We start from the raw sequence: 23,150 nt of genomic DNA on the forward strand, positions 1-23,150 counted from the left end.
GGTGGGGATGACATGACCGAGCACCACACGCTTTCCGACCGCCTCAGAGCCCGGGCCAATCAGCTCGGCCTGACGCCTGCCCATGTCGCCGAGATGGCCGGCGTGAACCGCTCATTCGTCTACGACATCCTGCGCGGCCGCTCCGCCCGCCCCGGTATCGACCGGCTGGCTGAGGTCGCCCGCGTGCTGAAGGTGGATCGCGATTGGCTGATCCATGGCATCGGCGAGGTGGAGGGGAAGCCCCCCTTCGTGGACAATCCCGACGACGCCTTCGTGGCCATCGCGCACGCCACCCCACGCCCCGCGATGGGCGGCGGCGCGGTCGTGACCGAAGACGGCGACACGCCCGGGCGCGTCTATCACTTCCGCCGCTCCTGGATCCGCAACAGCCTGAAGGCCACCCCGTCGCAGCTGCGCATCATGCATGTGGAGGGCGACAGCATGGCGCCGACGCTGCTGAGCGGCGACGCGGTCCTGGTCGACATGACCCGCCGCGCGCCGAACCCGCCCGGCATCTTCGTACTGGACGACGGGATGGGTCTGGTGGCCAAGCGACTCGAGCACATCCCCAACAGCGACCCGCCCGCGGTGCGCGTCATCTCCGACAACAAGCACTACCCCGAATACGAAAGAACGGCCGACGAGATCCACATCGTCGGCCGCATCCGCTGGTTCGCGCGGGAGATCTGAGGTGATCGCTTTCCGGGAGATCAATGATACCGAGCCAGCGCTGGCGCATTCACCGCTGGTGCGCGGGGTCGAGAAGACGTTTGCCTGGATCGGTGAGCATGGCGGCATCCCCCTGACGCCGTCCAAGGCGTTCAAGCGGGTCTTCGTGCACTGGGCCGCGGCAGAGTTCGACTGGCCCGGCCACACCGAGGCGGACCTCTTCGCCGTCAACAAGGTGCTGAACGAGCCTGACTTCGCCCCGCTTATGGTGCTGCACGACCTGATGATCGCGATGAAGCTCGGGCGGCACTACAAGGGTGAGTTCCGCCTGACCAAGACCGGCCAGGCGCTGACGGGCCATCCCGGCCGGATTTTCGGCACGGTCGTCCCGTTCTTCTTGTTCCGGATCAAACACGCCAGCATGGCGCGGTTCGACGATGCGCCGATCCTGGGCAACTGGGACGTGTTCCTGAACGTGCTCAACGTCGAGACCGAGGACGGCGCCACCGGCGCGCACCTCCGCCGCGTGTTCTTCGGCGAGCCCGAGACGGGACCTCTCCCACGGTACGACGAGGTGATGGGCCAGCTCTACATCCAGGTGTTGCGTCCGCTCTGCTGGGCAGGGCTCCTGCAGCAGGAGCGAGGAAACCCCAGCTATCGCTTCGAGGAGGCGGTGTTCATGAAGACGCCGCTCTGGAGATCGGCGCTGGTTCTCGACACCGATGCCCAGGTCGCGCCGGCGACACGTCACTGAGGCTCCACCGGTTCCCATCCTCTGCGCAGGTTTACGCGGGACTCCCATAAGTCTTTGAATCCGATTGTTTTCGCAGGGTGCGCGGATAGCGTTTCTCCATGCGAAACGTGCCGACAAATCCACAGCGGGGTTCAAACCCGCTGCCGCCCGACCAGATGACGCCCCCCGAGCGTCGCACCGAACTCTGCCGCCTGCTGGCGATTGGGCTGGTTCGGTTGCGGATGCGAGAGCGAGGCGAACACCCTGACGATACTGGAGAAATTAGCCTACACTCTCCGGCCGACGAATGCCGTCATGCAACTCCAACTCACCGGAGAACCGCATGACGACCCACGATCCCATCCCCGCGCGCCTGGCCGCGCTGAAGACCGCCACGACGCCGCAATTGAAGGCGCAGTGGCGCGACCTGTTCGACAGCGAACCACCGCCGTTCAACCGCCGCTACCTCGAGTCCCGCTTGGCGTACCGCATCCAGGAACTGGCCTATGGCGGGCTGAAGCCCGAGACAATCCGGCGGCTGGAACGGCTTGGCGAGGAACTGGACGGCGGGGACAAGAGGAAGCGCGGCATCCGCGCCGATCGCGACCGCCCCATCACCGGCACACGGCTGCTGCGAGAATGGCAGGGCGTCGAACAGATCGTCACCGTCACCGCCGATGGCTTCGAATGGCAGGGGCGGCCATACAAGTCGCTGTCCGCCATCGCCCGCGCCATCACCGGCACGCGCTGGAACGGCTGGGTATTCTTCGGGCTGAAGAACCGGAGGGCGCGGACATGACGAAGCCCCCGGCGAAATCAGGAATGGTCCGGAAACTACGCTGCGCGATCTACACCCGGAAATCCTCCGAAGAAGGGCTGGAGCAGGAGTTCAACAGCCTCCACGCCCAGCGCGAAGCCTGCGAGGCGTATATCGCCAGCCAGCGGTCGGAAGGCTGGGTGCTGGTCCGCGATCTATATGACGACGGCGGCATCTCCGGCGGCACGCTGGAGCGCCCGGGCCTCAAGCGCCTGGTGGCCGACATCGAGGACGGACTGGTCGACGTGGTGGTGGTCTACAAGATCGACCGCCTGTCGCGCTCGCTCGCCGACTTCGCCAAGCTGGTCGAGGTGTTCGACCGCAACGGCGTGACCTTCGTTTCGGTCACGCAGTCGTTCAACACCACCACTTCCATGGGGCGGCTGACGCTGAACATCCTTCTGTCCTTCGCCCAGTTCGAACGCGAGGTGACCGCCGAGCGCATCCGGGACAAGGTCGCAGCCTCTCGGCGCAAGGGCATGTGGATGGGCGGGGTGCCGCCCTACGGCTATCGCGTCGAGAACCGGAAGCTACTGGTCGACGAAGACAGCGCCACGCATGTGCGCTGGATCTTCGCGCGCTTCCTCGAGATCGGCTCCTGCACGGTGCTGACCAGCGAGGTGGCGGGGCGCGGCCTGCGCACGCCGCGCGGCAACAGGATCGACAAGAAGTACATCTACCGGATACTGAGCAACCGCGCCTACCTCGGCGAGGCGGTCCACAAGGGCGACAGCTATCCCGGCGAGCACGACGCCATCATCGACCGCGAGACATGGGACCGCGTCCACGCCATCCTGCAGGAGAGCCCCCGCAAGCGCGCCGCCCGCACCCGCGCCGACACGCCCGCACTGTTGAAGGGGTTGCTGTTCGGGCCGGACGGCGCGGCCTTCTCGCCGACCCATACTCGCAAGGGCGACAGGCTCTACCGCTACTACGTCAGCCAGACAGTGCTGAAGCACGGTGTCGGGTCATGCCCCGTGGGCCGCGTGCCAGCAGGGGAGATCGAGGCCGCGGTCATCGACCAACTCCGTGCCGTATTCCGCCAGCCGGAGATCGTGGCGGGGACGTGGAAAGCTGCACGCGTCCACGCCGACGGCATCACCGAATCCGACGCCCGCGCGGCCTTGCAGCAGCTTGACCCGCTGTGGGACGAACTGTTCCCCGCCGAGCAGGCGCGCATCGTGGCGCTGCTGGTCGAGCGCGTCTACATCGGAACGGATGGGCTCAACGTGCGCCTGCGCGTCGACGGGCTCAGCGGTCTGGCCCGCGAGATGCTGGCCGGCGACATCGGAGAAGCTGCATGACTTGCGGGGCTCCGATCCCGGAGACGGTCACGCTCCACGTGCCGTTCCGCATCGTGAAGCGCGGCGGGCGGAAGGAGATGCAATTGCCGGACAGCGCCGCGCAACCGCGGCGGACTGACAACACACTCGTCAAGGCACTGGCGCGCGCGTTCCGCTGGAAGCGCATGCTGGAGTCGAGCGAGTACGCAACGGTCGCCGAATTGGCCGAGCGCGAGGGCATCGCATCCTCCTACATGACCCGTGTCCTAAGCCTAACCCTGCTCGCGCCCGACATTGTTGAGGCTATCCTGGACGGCAAGCAGGGGCCGAACGTGACGCTAGGGAGCGTTCTTCGGCCGTTCCCGCTTGAGTGGAGCGGTCAGCATGACGCGGTGGGAGCGGCCTCATCGAACGAGGACGAAAAGCCTGTCCTTTCCTCGCGCTGTTCAATCGGCTAGTAAAATCGGAGGTTTGGGGCAACCAGCAACGCGTGCGATGCCCCGAACATTCATTCCATGACCGGGGCGACATTGGCAAAACTAACTCTCGAAAAACTTGAACGCCACCTGTTCGCGGCCGCCGACATCCTTCGCGGCAAGATGGATGCGTCGGAGTTCAAGGAGTACATTTTCGGAATACTGTTCCTGAAGCGATGCTCCGACGTATTCGAGCAGCAGCGCGAGAAGATTCTGAAGGAACAGCGCGCGCTTGGACGGTCCGAACAGGAAGCCCTGCAGCGCGCAGATCATCCGTCGTCCTACACCAAGACCTTCTTCGTTCCTCCGGTCGCCCGTTGGGATCGGCTCTTGAATGACGTCCACGCCAACGTCGCCAACGAGTTGAATAAGGCCCTCGAGGGGCTCGAGAACGAGAACCACAACGCCTTGAGGGGTGTGCTGGGGCACATCAATTTCGCCCGGAAGGTTGGAGAGTCGGAGATCCCCGACGAACGGCTTCGCCGTCTCATCAGCCACTTCAACAAGTATCGCCTGCTCGACGAGGATTTCGAGTTTCCGGACCTGCTCGGCGCTGCGTACGAGTATCTGATCAGCGAATTTGCTGACTCTGCAGGCAAGAAGGCCGGCGAGTTCTATACGCCGCGGGGCGTGGTGCAGCTGATGGTCCGCATCCTCGATCCGCAGGGCGGCACATCGCTCTACGATCCCACCTGTGGCAGCGGCGGCATGCTGAACCAGGGTAACGAATACGCCCTGCAGCATGACGGCCGGCGGCTGAGTCTCTATGGCCAGGAGGACAACGGTGCGGTCTGGGCCATCTGCCGGATGAACCTGCTGCTCCACGGCATACCCGACGCCGACATCCGGAACGGCGACACGCTTGTCGATCCGAAGCATATCGAGGACGGGCGCCTGATGCGGTTCGACCGGGTGATCGCCAATCCGCCCTTCAGTCAGAACTACAGCAAGCGCGGGATCCAGTTCGGCGACCGCTTCCGCTTCGGCTGGTGCCCAACGACGGGCAAGAAGGCCGACCTGATGTTCGCCCAGCACATGCTGGCCAGCCTCAAGCAGACCGGGAAGATGGCCGTGGTGATGCCGCATGGCGTGCTGTTCCGCGGCGGCGAAGAGAAGAAGATCCGGATCGCGCTGCTCAAGGAGGACTGCATTGAGGCAGTGATCGGCCTGCCGCAGAACCTCTTCTATGGAACGGGGATTCCGGCCTGCATTCTCGTGATGCGCCACCCGGGCGGGAAGCCCGACGCGCGCAAGGGCAAGGTGCTCTTCATCAACGCGGACCGCGAGTATCGCGAGGGGCGCGCGCAGAACTTCATCGACCCGGAACACATCGAGAAGATCGTCAGCGCCTTTGATGCTTTCGTGGACGTGCCCGGTTTCGCGGCAGTCGTCGACAACACGACGATCATCAAGGACGAAGCCGGTAACCTGAACATCCGGCGCTATGCCGACAGCAGCCCGCCGCCCGAGCCCCACGATGTGCGCGCCCATCTCCATGGCGGCGTGCCGAAGCGGGAGATCGAGAGCATCCGCCCGCATGCGCAGGCACAGGGCTTCGACGTCGATACGCCGTTCTTCGAGCGCGATGCGGACTACGCCGAGTTTGCGGATACCGTCGAGAAGCGCGCCGATATCAGGGCACTCGTCGAGTCGGATCCCGGCGTTGCGGCTCGGCAGGGTGAGATGGTCGCGGCCTTCGATGCCTGGTGGTCGTCAGCGCGGTCCGGGTTGGCGGAGCTTCCCGAAAGCAAGCGCCTGATGCCGCTGCGCCGCGAGATGCTCGACAGCTTCGAGCCCGCCATGCTGCCGGTCGGCTGCCTCGACCGCTATGCGCTGATGGGCTCCATCGCGGGCTGGTGGGACGAAATCCGCTACGAGCTGCGCGTCATCGTCGAGAACGGGTTCGCCGAACTGATCGACGGCTGGGTCGAGACTCTGCGCTCGGCGCTTGAGGATGAAGACGCGGACGACGACGAGGACAGCGACGCCAAGAAGACCGTGAAGGTCACGCTGGAGGAGCTGCTCGCCCATCCCTTCGTGCGCCATCGCATGGCGGACTACGTCACCGAATTGTCCGCTGCGCAGGCCGAGGTGGAGCGGATCAAGGCCGAGAAGGAAGCTTGGGAGACCGGCGACGGGGTCGAGGGCGCCGAGGATTGGCTGGACGGGGCCGAGGAAGGCAGCAACCTCGCCAAGGAGCTGGAAAAGCGGCGCAAGGAACTGCGCGCCGAAATGAAGGACGACGACAAGCGCCGGAAGGAGCTGGTGAAGAGCACCGGAACCGGCAAGCCCTCCAAGGGCTCCATCGACTGGATGCGCGCGCAGGGCATGGATGTGCAGGAGTTCGAGGCCGAATTGGCAGCCATCGAGCGCCGCCTCGCCCCGCTGGTCGAGGAGGCCGAGACCATCGACGCCATGCTCGCCCCCTATGAGGCGATCAAGGATGAGCTGAAGGACGCGCGAGCCACGCTGCGGCGGCTCAAGGCGGCGTTCGTCGAGCGGCTGACGGCCGCACGAGCCGTACTGGACGACGACGATTGCCGCGAACTGGTGCTCGACATCGACCGCGAGCGGCTGCTCGACCGGCTCGAGCGCGCCCGCGTCCGCCGTGTCGGTGCTCTGGTGGCCGACTTGGAGCGGCTCTGGGACAAGTATCGGGTCAGCCTCAAAGGGATCGAGAGCCGGAGGTCGGACGCGACGACGAGGCTCGACGGCTACCTGCTGGAGCTTGGGTATGCCTGACACAGCCAAGCTCTCCGATTTCGCATTCATCAATCCGGCTACTGACACCAACGGAACGGCCGCCGAGGCTCCGGTTGCCTTCATCCCCATGGCCGCCGTTGCAGAAGGCGGAGGATGGCGCTCGACCGAGAACCGCCCGCTTTCTGATGGTCGCAGGGGATACACGTTGTTTCAGCGCGGCGACGTGATCGTCGCCAAAATTACACCCTGCTTCGAGAACGGGAAGGTCGCGCTGCTCTCCGACCTCGAAACCGATTTTGGTCTCGGAAGCACCGAATTTCATGTGCTGCGGGCCAAGCCGGGGCATGATCCGCGGTTCATCTATCACTGGACGCGGCATCCAGCGTTCCTGCGTGCGGGCGAAGCGTCAATGACAGGGTCGGCTGGACAGCGGCGCGTGCCCGCCGGCTTCTTCGAGCGGTTCGAGATCGCGGAGATTGAAGGTCCGCCTCAGCGGCTGATTGCGGACATCCTCGACGCCATCGACGACGCTGTTCAAGAAACCGACGCAGCAATTGAGAAACACCAAGCGATACGGCTCGGTCTTCTCGATGACTTGATTACGGTGCCGGCGCAGATTGGACAGACGGATGCTCCTGCCACCCTTGCTGACGTTGTTGGATCGATCTCGTCTGGTTGCAGCGTAAATGCAGACGACCGGCCACCCGCTGCGGGAGAATTCGGAGTTCTGAAGACCAGCGCCGTCGGCGGTGGTCGCTTTAGGCCACTTGAGTCGAAGGCGGTATGGCCGCGCGAGGAAAGCCGTCTCAAATGTCCTGTCGAAGCAGGCCTGATCCTGTTCAGCCGGATGAACACGCCTCAACTGGTCGGCGAAAACGCTTTCGTAGATCAGGATCATCCAGGCCTGTTCCTGCCAGATCGCCTCTGGGCGATCCGGGTTAAGGACTCCGAGGGCATACTGCCGGAATGGGTAGCCACCATCCTGCAGACCCGCCAGGCTCGCGCGTTCATCACAGGTGAAGCGACCGGGACGAGTGGGAGCATGAAGAACATCGCCCGCACGTCGCTTCTTCGGCTTCCTATAAGGAAGCTGCCCCATGCCGATCAGGTCGACGCGATGAAGGCGGTTCATGCGCTGCAGGCCGAGATAGATGCACTTATGTCGGAGCGCGAAAAGCTGGCGGCCCTCCGGCTTGGTCTGCGCGACGATCTCCTCACCGGCCGCAAGCCTGTGGTGGCCATTCGTGAGGCTGCCGAATGAGCCAGCAGGACCGTCTTGACGAACTGAACGTCGTCGAACGCCCTCTGCTGCGCCAGCTGGGCGTCATGGGTTGGTCCCATGTCGAGGGCGCGGACGAGGACCCGAGCACCGGCCGCAAGGACTATCACCTGCTCGGCCGCGACACCTTTCAGCAGGCGCTGCTGCGCGATCGGCTCGAGGCCGCGCTGCGCCGCCTGAACCGCAACGGCGACGGATCCGAATGGCTGGATGAGCGCCGCATCAATCAGGCGATCTCGCAGCTCGAGCGGCCGACCTCGCGGGACTTCATCGCGATCAATGAGGAGCTGCACGACAAGATCGTGCGCGGCGTGAACGTCTCGGGCCCCGATGGAGAGCACGAACGCCGAGTGCGCTTCATCGGTTTCGAGCCGGACGACCAGAACGAGTTTGTCGCGGTAAACCAGTTCCGCGTGGACCCGCCCGGGGCCATAGGCGACCGCGGGTTCATCGTGCCGGACGTCGTGTTGTTCGTGAACGGCTTGCCGCTGGTGGTGATCGAGGCCAAGAGCCCCGCTGTCACCGACCCCATCGCGACTGCCATCGACCAGATGCGCCGCTACGCCAACCGCCGCGTGCCCGAAAAGAACGAGGGCGCGGAGCGGCTGTTCTGGACAAACCACCTGCTCGTCGCCACCGACTACTACGACGCGCGTGTCGGCTCGGTCACCGCCCGGCCGGACGACTTCCTCCCCTGGCGCTCGGTCAAGCCGGTCGGCATCGAGCAGACCCGCGCCGCCATGGACGAAGTGTGCGGCGAGCTTGGCAAGGCGCCGGGCACGGAACTGGTGCAGCAGGAGGTTATGGCGGCGGGACTGCTGCGGCCGCAGTACCTGCTCGACGCGCTGCGCTCCTTCACTGTCTACATGACCACGGACGACGGCGTGCGCATCAAGGTGGTGCCACGCTACCAGCAGTTCCGTTCCGTCCACATCGCGCTGCAGCGCCTACAGAAGGGCAAGACCCGCCGCCAGGATGGCATGAGCGACCGCCGGGGCGGCATCATCTGGCACACACAAGGCTCGGGAAAGAGCCTGACGATGGTGTTCCTGGTCAGGAAGCTTCGTACGATTGCGGCGCTCCGCCGGTTCAAGGTGGTCGTGGTCACCGACCGGACCGACCTGGAGGATCAGCTGTCCAAGACGGCAAAACTGGCCGGCCAGGTCATGCGGGTCGCGCGGAACGCCGATGGCGCGAAGACGCATCTGAGCCGGCAGGAACCGGACCTTGTGTTCGTGATGATTCAGAAGCTGCAGGAGCGGAACGGCGAAGGAGACGAGCAGGAGATCGTGTTCGCGGCCGAGAACGACGAGCAGCTCGACGCCAAGGGCGAGAACCTTCTGCCAGCCAAGACCGACGAGCTGCGTTCCGGCAAGCTGGTCGCGAAGATCGGCGAGCGAAAGGCATTCCCCGTCCTGAACGAGAGCGAGGACGTCCTCGTCCTCATCGACGAGGCGCACCGCTCGCACACCAGCGGGCTCCACCAGAACCTGCTCGACGCGCTGCCCAACGCTGCGCGCATCGGGTTCACCGGGACGCCGATCGAAGAGAAGAACAAGAAGAAGACGCGGGAGATTTTCGGCACCTACATCGACCGCTATCTCCTTCGGGACGCAGAGGCCGACGGCGCCATCGTGAAAATCCTCTACGAGGGGCGGGAGCTGAAGGCCGACGTCACGGACAAGGGCACGCTGGACGGCTTGTTCGACGCCACCTTTGCCGGACAGTCGGCCGACGAGCGCGAGGCCATCAAGGACCGCTATGCAACGCGCGCGCGAGTTCTCAACGCGGCTGACCCGCTGAAGGCCAAAGCGATCGATGTGCTCCGGCACTACATCGTCAACATTATCCCCAACGACCTGAAAGCGCAGCTCGTCGCAGCGAGCAGGGAGTTGGCGGTCCAGTACGTCGACGCCTTGAATGACGCCCGCGACGAGATCGTTGCCGCCATCGAGGGCGCTGCGGACATCCTGAAGAATATCGCTCCGGAAGATGCGCAGGAGGCTGGCGGCGACGTGGCGTTCCTCTCCACAGCGTTACCCTATCTGGACACGATCAAGGCGCTCGAGTTCGCGGCGGTCATATCCGTGGACCACAACGACCTGCCACATCTGAAGGCCTGGGGCGGTGTTTCTGAGACGAAGCACCGCATCGAACGCTTCAAGAAGCCGCTGTCCCAGGACGCGCTCGCGATCCTGGTGGTGAAGAGCAAGCTGCTCACCGGCTTTGACGCCAAGGTCGAACAGGCGATGTATCTCGACCGGGCCATATCGGGCGCCGAGCTGCTGCAGGCCATCGCTCGCACCAACCGTACGGCGGGGGAAGCCAAGCGCTTCGGTATCGTCGTGGACTACTACGGTGTCGGGAAGAACCTTGCGGACGCTTTGGCGATCTACGACGCGGAAGACCAAAGCGATCTGACCGGCGGCATCGGAAAGCCTGAAGACCTCTTGCCGGAGCTGCGGCAAGCGCGTGACGCAGTGGTCAAGCACTTCACCGATGTCGGGATAACCCTTGGGTCCGACCTGCAAGCCTATGTCGACGCATGCGTGGCCAAGCTGAAGGACCAGAAGTTCCGGGCTCAGTTCCTCGTTCTCGTCAAGAAACTCGTTGGCTTGTTCGATGCACTCATGCCGCGCCCCGAGGCACGACCATTCACGCGTGACGTGAAGATTTTTGCGTTCATCGCCAAGGCTGCGGCGAACCTTTACCGAGATCGTTCGCTCGACGTGCGGGGGGTCGCCCACAAGGTTCAAGCCATGCTCGATGCCTTCATCGAGGCGCACGGCATCGATCCGAAAGTACCTCCAATCGAGATCCTGGACCCGAACTTTGCCGCCGAGGTGGCGCGGAAACCGAGCGGTCGGGCGAAGGCGGCGGAAATGGAAAACGCCCTTCGCCACCACATTTCGATCTCCTTCGAGAAGGATCCTGCGAAGTACAAAACGCTCAGCGATCGCCTCGAGGGCATCCTCACGAGCCACCACGAGGACTGGGATGAGATCGCCCGGCAACTTCAGGCGCTGATCGATGAAGCTACCGCTCGCTCCGGTGGCGGCTTCACGGTCCATGGTCTGGAACCTCACACGGAAGCTCCGATCTTCGGAATCCTCCGCCTCCGCTATGGCAATGATGATCGAGATGCGGACTTGGCAGAGCTTTCCGCCAAGATCGTCCAGCACTTGCGAGAGGAAAGCGCTGTCTCAGGGTTCTGGGATAATCCGGTAAGCCAAGAGGAGGCCAGGCGCTGGATTTTCCAGCATCTCGACAATAGCAGCATCTTCGATTTCGGTGACTTAGACGCGATTTCGTCCGACTGCATGGGGGTAGCGAGGGCAAACCGAGCGGCATTCACGTCATGAGCGAAACGATCGAGATCGACGAGCTCGTCTTCTCAGTGAAGCGAAGCACCAGGCGGAGAACGGTCGGCGTTACTGTCGAACGAGACAAATCACTCGTTGCTCATCTCCCGAAGGAAATAGCGATAGATGAGGCGACAAAGCTTATAGCCTCAAAGCTAATATGGATTCACCAAAAGCTCGCTGAGCAGGGGGAAAGTCCGCGCGAGGACGTTTTTCGGGTCGCAGAGTTTGTTGATGGCGAAGGCTTCCATCTGCTTGGGAAGCACTATCGCCTCAAACTGGTCGATGTTCCCAAGAATTTGACCGGTGTGCCGAGCGTCAGGTTCGAGGGCGATCGGCTTCTGTTGCGGCGAGAGCAAGCTGCCTCGGGGGGCAAGAGGATTGAGGAATACTATACTCGGGCGGCACATCCCTACCTGAATGAAACTGTTCAGAGGTGGAAGAGAATCGTTGGTGTGGAGCCCAGGCGCTTCGTCCAGGTAATGGATCTTGGATACAGGTGGGGCTCATGCAGCGCGGATGGTACACTGAACTTCCACTGGCGGACAATGCAGCTACCACCCAGAATCATCGAATATGTTGTCGTGCACGAGCTGGTGCACATCAAGGTTCCAAACCATTCAGAAAAATTCTGGAAAATGCTCGGTTCGGTCATGCCAGACTACGAAGGTCGTAAGGCTTGGTTGAAGCAAAAAGGTGGTGAGCTTTGAGCGGATTGGGAATAGATCATGTGTTCTTGGACGCCACTTATCGATTTACTGCATGAGCCAATCGTCTGGTCACCTTCATGAAGCCCCGTTCGATCAACATTTTCCTTCTCGACGGCGATCCGAACGGCATTCGCGTGGCACAGATCTCGATGTCAACGATCCAAGCCATTGCCTTTCGACGCAATCAGCTACGTCGGGTTCGGGAAGCTTTCCCTGAGATCGAACGGCCAGGCGTCTACATCCTCATCGGTGCCGATGAAGACGCGCAGGACAGGCAGCTTGCGTATATCGGCGAGTCCGAAGGCGTCGGCGCACGACTATCGTATCACAACTCGAATGAGGCCGGTCGCGATGCCAAAGGATTCTGGACCGACACGGTCGTGCTAATCAGCAAGGACGAGAACCTGACCAAGAGCCACGCACGTTATGTCGAAGCCTGCCTGATCCGGGGCGTCGTTAGCAATCCCCGCTGGACCCTGCCCAACACGCGCACGCCGTCCGACGACGCGGGCAAGCTACCGCTCCCCGACCGCGCAGCCATGGACGAGTTCGTGGATCAGACGAAAACGCTGGTTGGAGCCCTCGGCTGGGATCTCTTCCGAGAAGTCCGCGGTCGTGCGCCGGAGCAGATCGCAGGGCGAGAACTGCCAGAGGCTGAAATCCATGAAAGCCCCCGGTTCTTCTTCCGAGGCGAGGGCTTCGCAGCAGAGATGGAAATTGGGCCCTCCGGGGATTTCGTCGTCACAGCAGGCTCGAAGGCAAGGATCCGGACGACGCGGACGATACCGAGAGGGACGGTCACGCTCCGGAACACCCTTGTCGAGAAGGGCGTCCTCCGCGAGGAAGGCGATTTTCTTGTCTTCACAAGCGCCTACAGTTTCACGTCCGCCTCTGCCGCCGCTGCGGCCGTCATTGGTGCGAGCGCAAATGGCCGGATCCTCTGGAAGCTCCCAGATGGACGCAATTACGCCGACTGGGAAGCCTCTCAAGGCATGTCAGACTGCGCCTCCGAGTGAGGCCGCCAAGGCGGTAGCAAGTTGGATTTCTGTTCCATCTCGCTAAAGCCGCCCACGTCGAACCGCTTAGCGGACGCTCTCAAAAAATTCTAGACTTTCAGTTACTTGAAAGAATTTCACCAAATCCGCGCAGTCATGAGGTCCGGAGAATATCGGCCCTGAGAGACCGCTTCAAAGCCTCTTGGCTCCGGGACAGGTGCTCAGCCTGACCCGCAAACCCCTTTGAAAACACAAGAAATTCTGGTCGCCACAAGATCGAGAGAACGCTTTCGCGAGGGCAAGTGGCGGAGGGAGAGGGATTCGAACCCTCGATACGGTTGCCCGTATACACGCGTTCCAGGCGTGCGCCTTCAGCCACTCGGCCACCCCTCCGCATTTTGCGGCGTATTGACCGCAGAGGGCGGCACTATACGCATCGTTGAGGCTGAATCAACTGCCATCCCCTTGATTTGGCGCACAATCTTCACGCGAGTGTGCTTGTTTGGGACAGTTTCAGGCGCTACCGTTCCCAACGCTTGTTTTTGTCACGGTGCTGGAGCTGGGGGGCTCATATCCATGATTGTTGTACGGGTCATCGGACTTGTTCTCATTATCGTCGCGCTGATGGCGCTTGGCTCCGATGCTTTGCGCTCGCTCGAGGCTGGCGAGGTGGTGATCCGCTCCACCAGCGAACTCTGGACGCTACTCAACCCGGGATCCCATGACGCGTTCATGGGCTGGGTGCAGGACGGCGCGCCGGAAGGCGCCGTCAGCCCGATTGCGACCGTGATGTCCTATCCCGCCTGGGCGGTGGTCGGCGTGCTCGGCGTCGTGGTGGCGGCGATCGCGGCGCTGTTCGACCGCAAGGACTGACATTTAGCGGGGGCCCGAAAGGGCCAAGAGGGGAAATGAACCGCCCGGCCGATGGCCGGGCGGTTTTTCATGCTCGCAGACGGACAAGAGCCGGCTAGTTGTCGTCCATCTTCAGGGCGGCAATGAAGGCTTCCTGCGGGATTTCAACCCGGCCGAACTGCCTCATCTTCTTCTTGCCCTCTTTCTGCTTCTCCAGCAGCTTGCGCTTACGCGTGATGTCACCGCCATAGCATTTCGCGGTCACATCCTTGCGCATGGCAGAGATCGTCTCGCGCGCGATCACACGCCCGCCAATCGCCGCCTGGATCGGGATCTTGAACATCTGGCGGGGAATAAGCTCCTTGAGCTTCTCGCACATGCCCCGGCCGCGCTGCTCGGCGCGGTCCCGGTGCACGATGGTCGCCAGCGCATCCACCGGCTCGTCATTCACCAGGATCGACATGCGCACCAGATTGTCGGGCTCATAAGCCTCAATGGTGTAGTCGAAGCTCGCATAGCCGCGCGACACCGATTTCAGCCGGTCGTAAAAGTCGAACACGACCTCGTTCAGAGGCAGGCGGTAGACCAGCATGGCGCGCGAACCGGCATAGGTCAGGTCGATCTGCGTGCCGCGCCTGTCTTCGCACAGCTTCAGCACGGCGCCGAGAAACTCGTCGGGCACGAGGATCGTCGCCTTGATCCATGGCTCTTCCAGATGGTCGATGCGCGCCGGATCGGGCATATCCGCCGGGTTGTGCATCTCCACCATGGAGCCGTCCGTCATGTAGACGTGATAGATGACCGAGGGCGCGGTGGTGATGAGGTCGATATTGAATTCCCGCTCCAGCCGCTCGCGCACGATCTCCAGATGCAGGAGGCCCAGAAAGCCGCAGCGGAAGCCAAAGCCCAGCGCGGCGCTCGTCTCCATCTCATATTCGAAGCTCGCATCGTTGAGACGCAAACGCCCCATCGCCTCGCGCAGATCCTCGAAATCGTTCGCATCCACCGGGAAGAGACCGCAAAACACGACCGGCTGCTGCGGCTGGAAGCCCGGCAGCGCCTTTTCGCAGGGACGCTTTTCCTCTGTCACCGTGTCGCCGACACGGGCATGCGCCACTTCCTTGATCGAGGCCGTGAAATAACCGATCTCGCCCGTATCCAACGAGGCGACCGTTTGCTTCTTGGGCTTGAAGATACCCACCTGATCGATGGTGTAGCTGCCACCCGTCTTCATCAGACGGATGCGCTGGCCCTTCTTCATCTGACCGTCGACGACACGCACCAGCACGACGACGCCGAGATAGGGGTCGTACCAGCTATCGACCAGCATCGCTTTCAGCGGCGCCTCGGTGTCGCCCTTGGGCGGCGGCAGGCGATGCACGACCGCCTCCAGCACATCCTCGATACCAAGACCGCTTTTCGCCGAAATCTCGAGGGCTTCGGAGGCGTCGAGGCCGATCACTTCCTCGATCTGCTCGCGCGTGCGCTCCGGCTCGGCGGCGGGCAGGTCGATCTTGTTCAGCACGGGCACGATCTCGTGGTTCACCTCGATCGCCTGATAGACATTGGCGAGCGTCTGGGCTTCCACGCCCTGGCTGGCATCGACCACGAGGAGCGAGCCCTCGCAGGCCGCCAGCGACCGGTTCACCTCATAGGCGAAGTCCACATGGCCGGGCGTGTCGATGAGGTTCAGCTCATAGGTCTCGCCATTCTTGGCCGTGTAATCGAGGCGGACCGTCTGGGCCTTGATGGTGATGCCGCGCTCGCGCTCGATATCCATGTTATCGAGCACCTGCTCCTTCATCTCGCGCATGGTCAGGCCGCCGCATAGCTGGATGAGGCGGTCGGCCAGCGTCGACTTGCCGTGGTCGATATGGGCCACGATGGAGAAGTTGCGAATGTGCGAAAGGTCTGTCATTTGGCTTTCTATGCTAAGACGCGCCCATATAGCATTGGGCGGGTTTGAAGCCAATCAGGGCTTTAGCGGGGGTTCTTGATGACCGGATATCTGAAACAGGCTTTTTTGGCAGCGGCACTGCTTTTTGCGCAGGGAACCCTGCCTGTCCGAGCCGCCGACCCCATGCCCACGGCCCAGAATGACGGCTTCGGCGCCACGCTGTGGATGCAAACATCGGTCGAATACAAAGCCGCCACGCTCGGCGCCTATGCACTGGCCCGGCTACGGCTCGATGAAGCCCTGGAGGCCCCCGACTGGACCGCTGCGACAGAGCAGACAGGCGACTTCACGGGCCTGCCTCCGGCCGTGGTGCTGGATGTCGATGAAACCGTCCTCGACAACTCCGCCTATATGGCTCATCTGGTCACGACCGGCCATCATTTCGCGCTCAAAAGCTGGGACGCTTTTGTGAAGGACGAGGTCTCCACCCCCATCCCCGGCGCGCTGGCTTTCACACGATATGCCGCTTCGAAGGGCGTCACCGTCTTCTATGTCACCAATCGCCCGGTCGGCGAGAAGGAAGCCACGCGCGGGAACCTTGAAAAATTCGGCTTTCCGATGAAGGACGGGACAGACACGGTGCTGACTCAGGACCCGTCCAAAGGCTGGGATTCCTTTAAGAGCAAGCGGCGGGCGGCCATCGCGAAGGACTACCGGATCGTCCTGCTCATCGGCGACAATTTCGGCGACTTCACCGACAGATTCAAAGGCACACCCGCCGACCGTCTCAAGGTCTTCAAGGCAGACAAAGACCATTGGGGGCATGACTGGATCCTGATCCCGAACCCAAGCTATGGCTCGTGGGAGCAGGCGCCTTTTGAGGGGAACTACAAAATCCCAGCCGCCGAGCGCCGCAAACTGCAGGCGGAAGCGCTCAAGCCCTGGGAACCGAAGGGAAAATAGCCTAGCCCTTCCATTCCGCCTTGCGTTTCTGCATGAAGGCTTTGACGCCTTCCTTGTAGTCGGGTTCCTTGATCATCTCATTCAGGAGCCGTTCGGCGTCTTCCACGGCGCTGGCCGCGTCGCGGTGGAGGTCGCGGTAGATCTGGTGCTTCGTCACGCGCAGCGAGCCGGGGGAGCATGTTTCAGCCATGGTGCGGGCATGGTTGAGGGCATGGTTCAATAGTTGCTCCGGCGGCAGCAGCTTGTTGAGGAACCCCATCTCCATCGCTTCGTCGGAGGTGAAGACGCGGCTCGTCATGAGCACGTCGTTCGCGTGGGTCAATCCCATGATGCGCGGCAGGATCCATGAGAGGCCGAACTCGGCGGGGAAATTATAGCGGCCATGAGCGGCGGTGAATTTTATCCCCGGTACCGCAAAGCGCATATCCGCATAGGCGGCGAGCACGAGGCCGACGCCCGCCGCCGCACCGTTGATGGCGGCGATGACGGGCTTCGACAGGCCGAAATGATAGGCGAAGGTCGCGTCGAATTCCGGCGCGACGCCATAGCCGGGCATGGAGATGGTGTCGTCCGTGCCGGGATCGTATTTGCCCTTTTCCGAATGGCCTTCGAGCGCCGCCATGTCGGCGCCCGCGCAAAAGGCTTTCCCCTCCGGATCGCCCGTCACGACGATGACGCGCACCGCCTTGTCAGCTTCAGCGCGCTCCAGCGCATGGCGGTATTCCATATGCATTCGGCCCGTCCATGCATTGCGGCGGTGAGGCCGCGAGAGCGTCACCACCGCGACGCCGTCCATCACCTCATAGCGGATCGTCTTGAGTTCCATGGCGGTTCGTCCTCCCTTTTCCTTTTGGCCAGCATAACATGCCGGGCGTGGCCGACCGCGCGGGCGGTTGCTAGGCTTGCGCCAACAAAAGACGCTTCATGCGGGCCATCCACGTCTTGGCGACACAAAACGAAAGACGTGGATGACCCGGACAAGCCGGGTCATGACGGTGCAGGAGGGAGTCCCGGCAACATCACGTCGCCAGATAGTGTTCCACGATACGGGCGATTTCCGCCGGCTGTTCCGGCAGCATGGCGTGGCCCGCATTGGCCAGCTCCGCCAGGGTCGCAAGCTCGCCGAAGCGCTTTTTCAGATCATGCGCATTGGCGGGCAGTGCGATCACATCATCCATCGCCTGCACGACCAGCATGGGCTGGCCGCCCGCTTCCCACCAGTCTTCCACATCCGTCTTGCGCACGGCGGAGGACTGCATCCGCATCACCTGCGGATACCAGCCATCGCGCCAGACTTCCGGATCGTTGCCGTCCGCGAAAAAGCCCTTTCGCACGCATTCGATATGCGCCTCGGGCGAGAGGCTTTCGTCGAAGCAGCCGATGAGTGCCTCGCGGCTTTCCTCCGGCATTTCGATGAGGCCGCCACAGGCAAGCAGGATGACGCGGGAAACGAGGGCGGGATAATCCGCCGCCGTGGTGCGGGCAAGGCGGTTGCCGAAGGCATGACCCAGCATGGTGACGGGCGCCGCCGTCTGCGTTTCGACGACATAGGCGACGTCGGCGGCAAGGTCGTGCAGCGTCAGCCCTTTCATCGGGCCGGTGCTGCCGCCAATGCCGCGCGGTTCCGGCAGGATGACGCGATAGCCTTTCAACGCCAGCCGTTCGGCAAGATCGTCGAAGTCGCTTCCCGGGCGGCCCAGCGAGGCAAGCATCACAATCGGCTTGCCGTCCGCCATACCAACGGCACGGCCCGTCAGGTGAATTTCCTGGCCGTCCTTGTCCTTGCGGATCGTTTCGTAAGGCTCAAAGCTCGCCATCCCCGCCTCCCCTCGTTTCTTGTTCACTCAATAGTGCGGCGGGAAGGGCCGGACGGCAAATGCGGGTTTACCCCCGGAGCGTGCCGCCCGTCGCCTTTTCAACCGCGGCCACGATCTTCTTCGAGACCTCTTCCAGCTCCTCGTCGGTCAGCGTCTTTTCCACCGGCTGCAAGGTCACCTCGATGGCGAGCGACTTCTGGTCGTCCCCCAGCGAACCGCCCTCGAAGAGATCGAAAAGCGAGACATTGACGATGAGCTTCTTGTCGGCGCCCCTGGCGGCGCGGATGAGCTTGTCCGCGGGCACGTCCGACGCCACCACGAAAGCAAAATCGCGGCGGACCGGCTGAAGGTCGGCCAAGTCGAGCGGCGGCCTGGCGCGCGTCGCTTTCCTTTTCGGCGCGGGGATCGCTTCGGGGAAGATTTCGAATGCGACGAGCGGTCCGGCCACATCCATCCCTTCCAGCACGCGGGGATGGATTTCGCCGAAATAGCCGAGGACATTTTTCGGACCCAGACGGAAAACGCCGGAGCGGCCCGGGTGATACCAGCCGGGCGCGTCCGCTGAAATCTGGAGATTGTCCACCGGCGCGCCGAGGCTTGCCAGCAGTGCCGACGCATCGGCCTTGGCATCGAAAACCTCGACCGAACCGGCCTTGCCCTGCCAGTGACGGCCGCGGGCATCGGGCCGCGCCGTGGCGCGGCGGATACCGCTTGCCGCCAGAACCTGGCCTTCAGGGGTTTCGTTCTCGAACTGCTGGCCGACCTCGAAGAGCGCGAGGTCGCCATAGCCGCGATCCGTGTTACGGCCCGCAACCGCGATGAGGCCCGGCAGCAGGCTCGGGCGCATGTCGCTCATGTCGCTCGAAATCGGATTGGCGAGCTTCAGGCCCGGCGTCGCCGCCCCGCCGCCGAAAAGATCGGCATGGGGACCGGAAATGAAGGACCAGTTGACCGTTTCCACGAGACCGCGCGCGGCCAGCACGCGGCGCGCAAGGCGCTCGCGCTTTTGCACCGTGGTGAGGACGGGCTGCGAAACCTCGTGACGACGCGGCAAGGCGACCGACTTCACCTCGTTGAGACCATGCACGCGCACGACCTCTTCCACGAGATCGGCTTCGCCTTCCACATCGGGACGCCAGCTCGGCACCGCGACCGTCAGGCGGTCGCCATCGGTCACGTCGAAACCCAGCGCCGTCAGGATACGGATGGATTCCTCACGCGGCAGGTCGAGGCCGGTAAGGCGCTTCACGCGGGCCGGGTCGAAGGAGATGGTCTTGCTCACATCCGGCTCGGCACCTGCGATCACTTCCGCACTGGGCTCACCGCCGCAAAGCTGCATGACCATCTGGGTTGCGAGCGTCAGCCCGTCGCGCACGAAGGCGGGATCGACGCCGCGCTCGAAGCGGTAGCGCGCATCCGACACGATGCCCGTATCGCGGCCCGTGCGGGCGGTACGGATGGGATCGAAATACGCGCTCTCGATGAACACATCGGTCGTTTCTTCCGTCGAGCCCGATTCCTCGCCGCCCATGACGCCGGCAAGGCCCAGCACGCGGGCGCTATCGGCAATGACGCACATTTCAGGCGTCAGCTCATATTCCTTCTCGTCCAGCGCGAGGAGCTTTTCGCCCTGCTTCGCCAGACGCGCGCCGATGTCGCCGCTCAGTTTCGAGGCGTCATAGACATGGAGCGGGCGGCCGCGGTCATAGGAGATGTAGTTGGTGATATCGACCAGCGCATTGATGGGGCGCAGGCCGATGGCTTTCAGGCGCTTTTGCAGCCATTCCGGCGAGGGGCCGTTTGTCACGCCCTTCACCATGCGGCCCGCGAAAACCGGGCAGGCGTCTTCCGCGCCCGCCGGGAAGTCGAGCCAGATCTTCGTCTCGCTCTCGAACTTGCCGTCGATTTCCGGAATATCGTCGATGATGAGCTGGCCGAGACCGGCGGCCGCGAGGTCGCGCGCGACGCCGCGCACGCCGAGGCAGTCCGGCCGGTTGGGCGTGATGGCGATCTCGATCACGGGATCGTTCGCGCCCAGCACTTCCGAAGCGGGCATACCGACGGCCCAGTCGCCTTCGAGGTCGACAATGCCTTCATGCTCGTCGGAAAGTTCCAGCTCGCGCTCGGAACACATCATGCCGTTCGACTCGACGCCGCGAATCTTGGTCGGCTTCAGCACCATGCCGTTCACCGGGATGGTGGCGCCGGGGGGCGCGAAAATGCCGCTCATGCCCGCGCGCGCATTGGGCGCGCCGCAGACGACCTGCAAATCCTTTTCCTCGCCCTCGATGAGCGCGCGGACCTTCAACACCTGGAGCTTGTCGGCGTCCGGGTGCGGGCCCGCTTCCAGAACCTTCGCCACCGCAAAGGGCGCGAGGCGCTGCGCGGGGTCTTCCACGCCCTCGACCTCGAGGCCGAGCATGGTGAGCTTCTCGACGATCTCGTCGAGCGTGGCGTCGGTTTCCAGATGGTCCTTCAGCCAGGAGAGAGTGAACTTCACGACGAGAGCCCTCCGGCAAGTGTCGGCACATCGAGCGCGGCGAAGCCGTAATGCCTCAGCCAGCGCAGATCGGATTCGAAGAAGGCCCGCAGATCCGGGATGCCGTATTTCAGCATGGCGATCCGGTCGATCCCCATGCCGAAGGCGAAGCCCTGATATTTCTCGGGATCGACGCCGCAGTTCTTCAGCACATTGGGATGGACCATGCCGCAGCCGAGAATTTCCAGCCAGTCATCGCCCTCGCCGATGCGGATCTCGTTGCCGAGACGCGCGCAGCGCACATCGACTTCCATCGAGGGTTCCGTGAAGGGAAAGAAGGAGGGGCGGAAGCGCAGTTCCACGCCTTCCACCTCGAAAAAGGCGCGGAGGAATTCCTCCAGCGTCCACTTCAGATGGCCGAGATGGGTTTCCTCGTCGATGACGAGACCCTCGATCTGATGGAACTGGGGGGTGTGAGTCTGGTCGCTGTCGCAGCGATAGGTACGGCCCGGCGCGACGAAGCGGAAAGGCGGCTTGCCCGCTTCCATGGTGCGCGCCTGAACGGGGCTCGTATGGGTGCGCAGCAGCAGGCGCGAGCCGTCTTCGCGCGGCTCGAAATAGAAGGTGTCGTGCATCTCCCGCGCAGGATGGCCTTCGGGGAAGTTGAGCGCGGTGAAGTTGTAATTGTCGGTCTCGATATCCGGGCCCTGCTCCACGGCAAAGCCCATATCGGCGAAGATCGAGATGACCTCGTCATAGACCTGGGAGAGCGGGTGGATGCGGCCCTGTTCCAGCGCGCTGTCGCGCACGGGCAGCGTCACATCGACTTTCTCGGTGGCAAGCCGGGCTTCCAGCACCGCTTCTTTCAAAGCGGATTTGCGGGCGGCGAGCGCCTCGTTCAGCCGGTCCTTGAGGCCATTGAGCTTCGGCCCCATTTCCTTGCGCTCTTCGGGAGTCATCTTGCCGAGCCCTTTCATGAGCTCGGAGACGCGGCCCTTCTTGCCCAGCGCCGCGATGCGGACGTCTTCCAGCGTCGCTTCGTCCAGCGCATCCTCGATGGCGGTGGTGAATTCCGCCTCGAGGCGGTCGAGTTCGCTTTGATCGGTCATCTTTCGCGCCTGTCGCTTTCCGTCTTCGCTCATCCATCGCACTGCTCATGCCGAATGACATGTGGCAGCACCTGCCGCGCCGGGTCCGGCGAGGGGCATCGGAGGGAAAACGGAAGGCGAGCAATCCGGCGATCCGCCTCTCCCCCGAGCTTGTCGTCCGGGGGGCGGTCCGGCGCCCGTCAGAGACGGTCCGCGATCAGTTCAGCGCGGACTTGGCCTGCTCGACAAGCGCCTTGAAGGCCTCGGGTTCACGGATGGCGAGATCGGAGAGAACCTTGCGGTCCACCTCGATGCCAGCCTTGCCGAGACCGTCGATAAATCGCGAATAGGTCAGGCCGTGCTCGCGGACACCGGCGTTGATGCGCTGGATCCAGAGGGCGCGGAAATTGCGCTTCCTGGTGCGGCGGTCGCGATAGGCGTACTGGCCGGCCTTTTCCACGGCCTGATTGGCAACGCGGAACGTATTCTTGCGGCGGCCGTAATAGCCTTTCGCCTTGGAAATAACCTTGCGGTGACGAGCATGGGCGGTAACGCCACGTTTCACGCGGGACATGATAGCTCTCCTCTAAGAGAAAATTTGGACCGGAACCCTGTCAGCCTTTTTCAGGCTGGCCTTATTTCAGGCCGTAGGGCGCAAATACCTTCTTGATGCGCTCGGCATCGGCCTCATGGACGATGGTCGTGCCGCGCAAATTGCGGATCTGCTTGTTGGTCCGTTTGATCATGCCGTGACGCTTGCCGGTCTGGCCGCGCTTCACTTTGCCGGTGGCGGTGAAGGAAAAACGCTTCTTCACACCACTCTTGGTCTTCAGCTTGGGCATTTCGCTCTCCGTTCTTCTGAGGAACCCGCAAGTGAAGACCTTGATTTCATTGAAGAAATCGAAGAGGACGCGGGTTCGGGTCATGGCTTTCGGACAGGCAAGGCATGCCCTACAGGCCGGCCCGTCCCGAAGCCGCGGATTTATAAGGGAAAAAGGGCTGAGGTCAAGGGGCCGGATCGGCTAGT

The 23,150-nt window shown here is 63.0% G+C and carries 19 protein-coding genes and 1 tRNA gene; 12 read left to right on the plus strand and 8 right to left on the minus strand.

What is annotated here, in order from left to right:
* The first annotated feature begins 12 nt into the window (after positions 1–12).
* The 10 genes from ACSSVQ_RS08715 to ACSSVQ_RS08760 all read left to right on the plus strand — a co-directional run bounded on the left by ACSSVQ_RS08715 (position 13) and on the right by ACSSVQ_RS08760 (position 13,048).
* Positions 13–690 (plus strand): LexA family transcriptional regulator, encoded by a 678-nt coding sequence (locus tag ACSSVQ_RS08715; protein ID WP_454182342.1) that lies wholly within the window; start codon positions 13–15, stop codon positions 688–690.
* A 1-nt stretch (position 691) separates the two neighbouring features.
* Positions 692–1,423: a hypothetical protein gene (locus tag ACSSVQ_RS08720; RefSeq protein ID WP_454182344.1), complete on the plus strand. Its 732-nt coding sequence runs from the start codon at positions 692–694 to the stop codon at positions 1,421–1,423.
* 322 nt (positions 1,424–1,745) lie between these two features.
* The gene (locus tag ACSSVQ_RS08725; protein WP_454182346.1) at positions 1,746–2,201 is read left to right on the plus strand and encodes a DUF2924 domain-containing protein; all 456 of its coding nucleotides are present in this window, start codon (positions 1,746–1,748) and stop codon (positions 2,199–2,201) included.
* A complete protein-coding gene (locus tag ACSSVQ_RS08730) occupies positions 2,198–3,523 on the plus strand; it encodes a recombinase family protein (RefSeq protein ID WP_454182348.1) in 1,326 nt (441 codons plus the stop codon). Before ACSSVQ_RS08725 ends, ACSSVQ_RS08730 begins: the two co-directional genes overlap by 4 nt.
* Positions 3,520–3,960, plus strand: a complete 441-nt coding sequence (locus ACSSVQ_RS08735) for a hypothetical protein (RefSeq protein ID WP_454182350.1) — start codon at positions 3,520–3,522, stop codon at positions 3,958–3,960. The genes ACSSVQ_RS08730 and ACSSVQ_RS08735 overlap by 4 nt, the downstream gene beginning before the upstream one ends.
* A 57-nt stretch (positions 3,961–4,017) precedes the next feature.
* The gene (locus ACSSVQ_RS08740; RefSeq protein ID WP_454182352.1) at positions 4,018–6,720 is read left to right on the plus strand and encodes an N-6 DNA methylase; all 2,703 of its coding nucleotides are present in this window, start codon (positions 4,018–4,020) and stop codon (positions 6,718–6,720) included.
* A complete protein-coding gene (locus ACSSVQ_RS08745; RefSeq protein ID WP_454182354.1) occupies positions 6,713–7,942 on the plus strand; it encodes a hypothetical protein in 1,230 nt (409 codons plus the stop codon). Before ACSSVQ_RS08740 ends, ACSSVQ_RS08745 begins: the two co-directional genes overlap by 8 nt.
* The gene (locus ACSSVQ_RS08750; RefSeq protein ID WP_454182356.1) at positions 7,939–11,322 is read left to right on the plus strand and encodes a type I restriction endonuclease subunit R; all 3,384 of its coding nucleotides are present in this window, start codon (positions 7,939–7,941) and stop codon (positions 11,320–11,322) included. Before ACSSVQ_RS08745 ends, ACSSVQ_RS08750 begins: the two co-directional genes overlap by 4 nt.
* A complete protein-coding gene (locus ACSSVQ_RS08755) occupies positions 11,319–12,032 on the plus strand; it encodes a M48 family metallopeptidase (protein ID WP_454182358.1) in 714 nt (237 codons plus the stop codon). The genes ACSSVQ_RS08750 and ACSSVQ_RS08755 overlap by 4 nt, the downstream gene beginning before the upstream one ends.
* A gap of 77 nt (positions 12,033–12,109) precedes the next feature.
* Positions 12,110–13,048, plus strand: coding sequence for a GIY-YIG nuclease family protein (locus ACSSVQ_RS08760; RefSeq protein WP_454182360.1), 939 nt, complete (start codon positions 12,110–12,112; stop codon positions 13,046–13,048).
* 282 nt (positions 13,049–13,330) lie between these two features.
* Here ACSSVQ_RS08760 and ACSSVQ_RS08765 read toward each other — a convergent pair.
* Positions 13,331–13,420: transfer RNA gene (locus tag ACSSVQ_RS08765), tRNA-Ser, on the minus strand.
* A 183-nt stretch (positions 13,421–13,603) separates the two neighbouring features.
* On the opposite strand from ACSSVQ_RS08765, the gene ACSSVQ_RS08770 reads away from it, so the two are divergent.
* A complete protein-coding gene (locus ACSSVQ_RS08770) occupies positions 13,604–13,900 on the plus strand; it encodes a hypothetical protein (protein ID WP_454182362.1) in 297 nt (98 codons plus the stop codon).
* Positions 13,901–13,994: 94 nt separating this feature from the next.
* On the opposite strand, the gene lepA is transcribed toward ACSSVQ_RS08770, so the two are convergent.
* Positions 13,995–15,797, minus strand: a complete 1,803-nt coding sequence (lepA, locus tag ACSSVQ_RS08775) for a translation elongation factor 4 (protein WP_293326196.1) — start codon at positions 15,795–15,797, stop codon at positions 13,995–13,997.
* 162 nt (positions 15,798–15,959) lie between these two features.
* Between lepA and ACSSVQ_RS08780 the strand changes: the two genes are divergently transcribed.
* Positions 15,960–16,739: a 5'-nucleotidase, lipoprotein e(P4) family gene (locus ACSSVQ_RS08780; protein WP_454182364.1), complete on the plus strand. Its 780-nt coding sequence runs from the start codon at positions 15,960–15,962 to the stop codon at positions 16,737–16,739.
* A gap of 1 nt (position 16,740) precedes the next feature.
* On the opposite strand, the gene ACSSVQ_RS08785 is transcribed toward ACSSVQ_RS08780, so the two are convergent.
* From ACSSVQ_RS08785 to rpmI, 6 genes are all read right to left on the minus strand, one after another.
* Complete coding sequence (locus ACSSVQ_RS08785) at positions 16,741–17,565, minus strand: enoyl-CoA hydratase-related protein (protein WP_454182366.1); 825 nt, start codon at positions 17,563–17,565, stop codon at positions 16,741–16,743.
* A 193-nt stretch (positions 17,566–17,758) separates the two neighbouring features.
* Positions 17,759–18,556: an alpha/beta fold hydrolase gene (locus ACSSVQ_RS08790; RefSeq protein ID WP_454182368.1), complete on the minus strand. Its 798-nt coding sequence runs from the start codon at positions 18,554–18,556 to the stop codon at positions 17,759–17,761.
* Positions 18,557–18,623: 67 nt separating this feature from the next.
* Positions 18,624–21,056, minus strand: coding sequence for a phenylalanine--tRNA ligase subunit beta (gene pheT, locus ACSSVQ_RS08795; RefSeq protein WP_454182370.1), 2,433 nt, complete (start codon positions 21,054–21,056; stop codon positions 18,624–18,626).
* Positions 21,053–22,144 (minus strand): phenylalanine--tRNA ligase subunit alpha, encoded by a 1,092-nt coding sequence (gene pheS, locus ACSSVQ_RS08800; RefSeq protein WP_454182372.1) that lies wholly within the window; start codon positions 22,142–22,144, stop codon positions 21,053–21,055. Before pheS ends, pheT begins: the two co-directional genes overlap by 4 nt.
* Before the next feature lie 196 nt (positions 22,145–22,340).
* Complete coding sequence (rplT, locus tag ACSSVQ_RS08805) at positions 22,341–22,697, minus strand: 50S ribosomal protein L20 (RefSeq protein WP_293326215.1); 357 nt, start codon at positions 22,695–22,697, stop codon at positions 22,341–22,343.
* Positions 22,698–22,758: 61 nt separating this feature from the next.
* A complete protein-coding gene (gene rpmI / locus ACSSVQ_RS08810; RefSeq protein ID WP_167091178.1) occupies positions 22,759–22,965 on the minus strand; it encodes a 50S ribosomal protein L35 in 207 nt (68 codons plus the stop codon).
* Positions 22,966–23,150 lie beyond the last annotated feature (185 nt).

The organism is Parvibaculum sp. MBR-TMA-1.3b-4.2, from assembly GCF_053628815.1.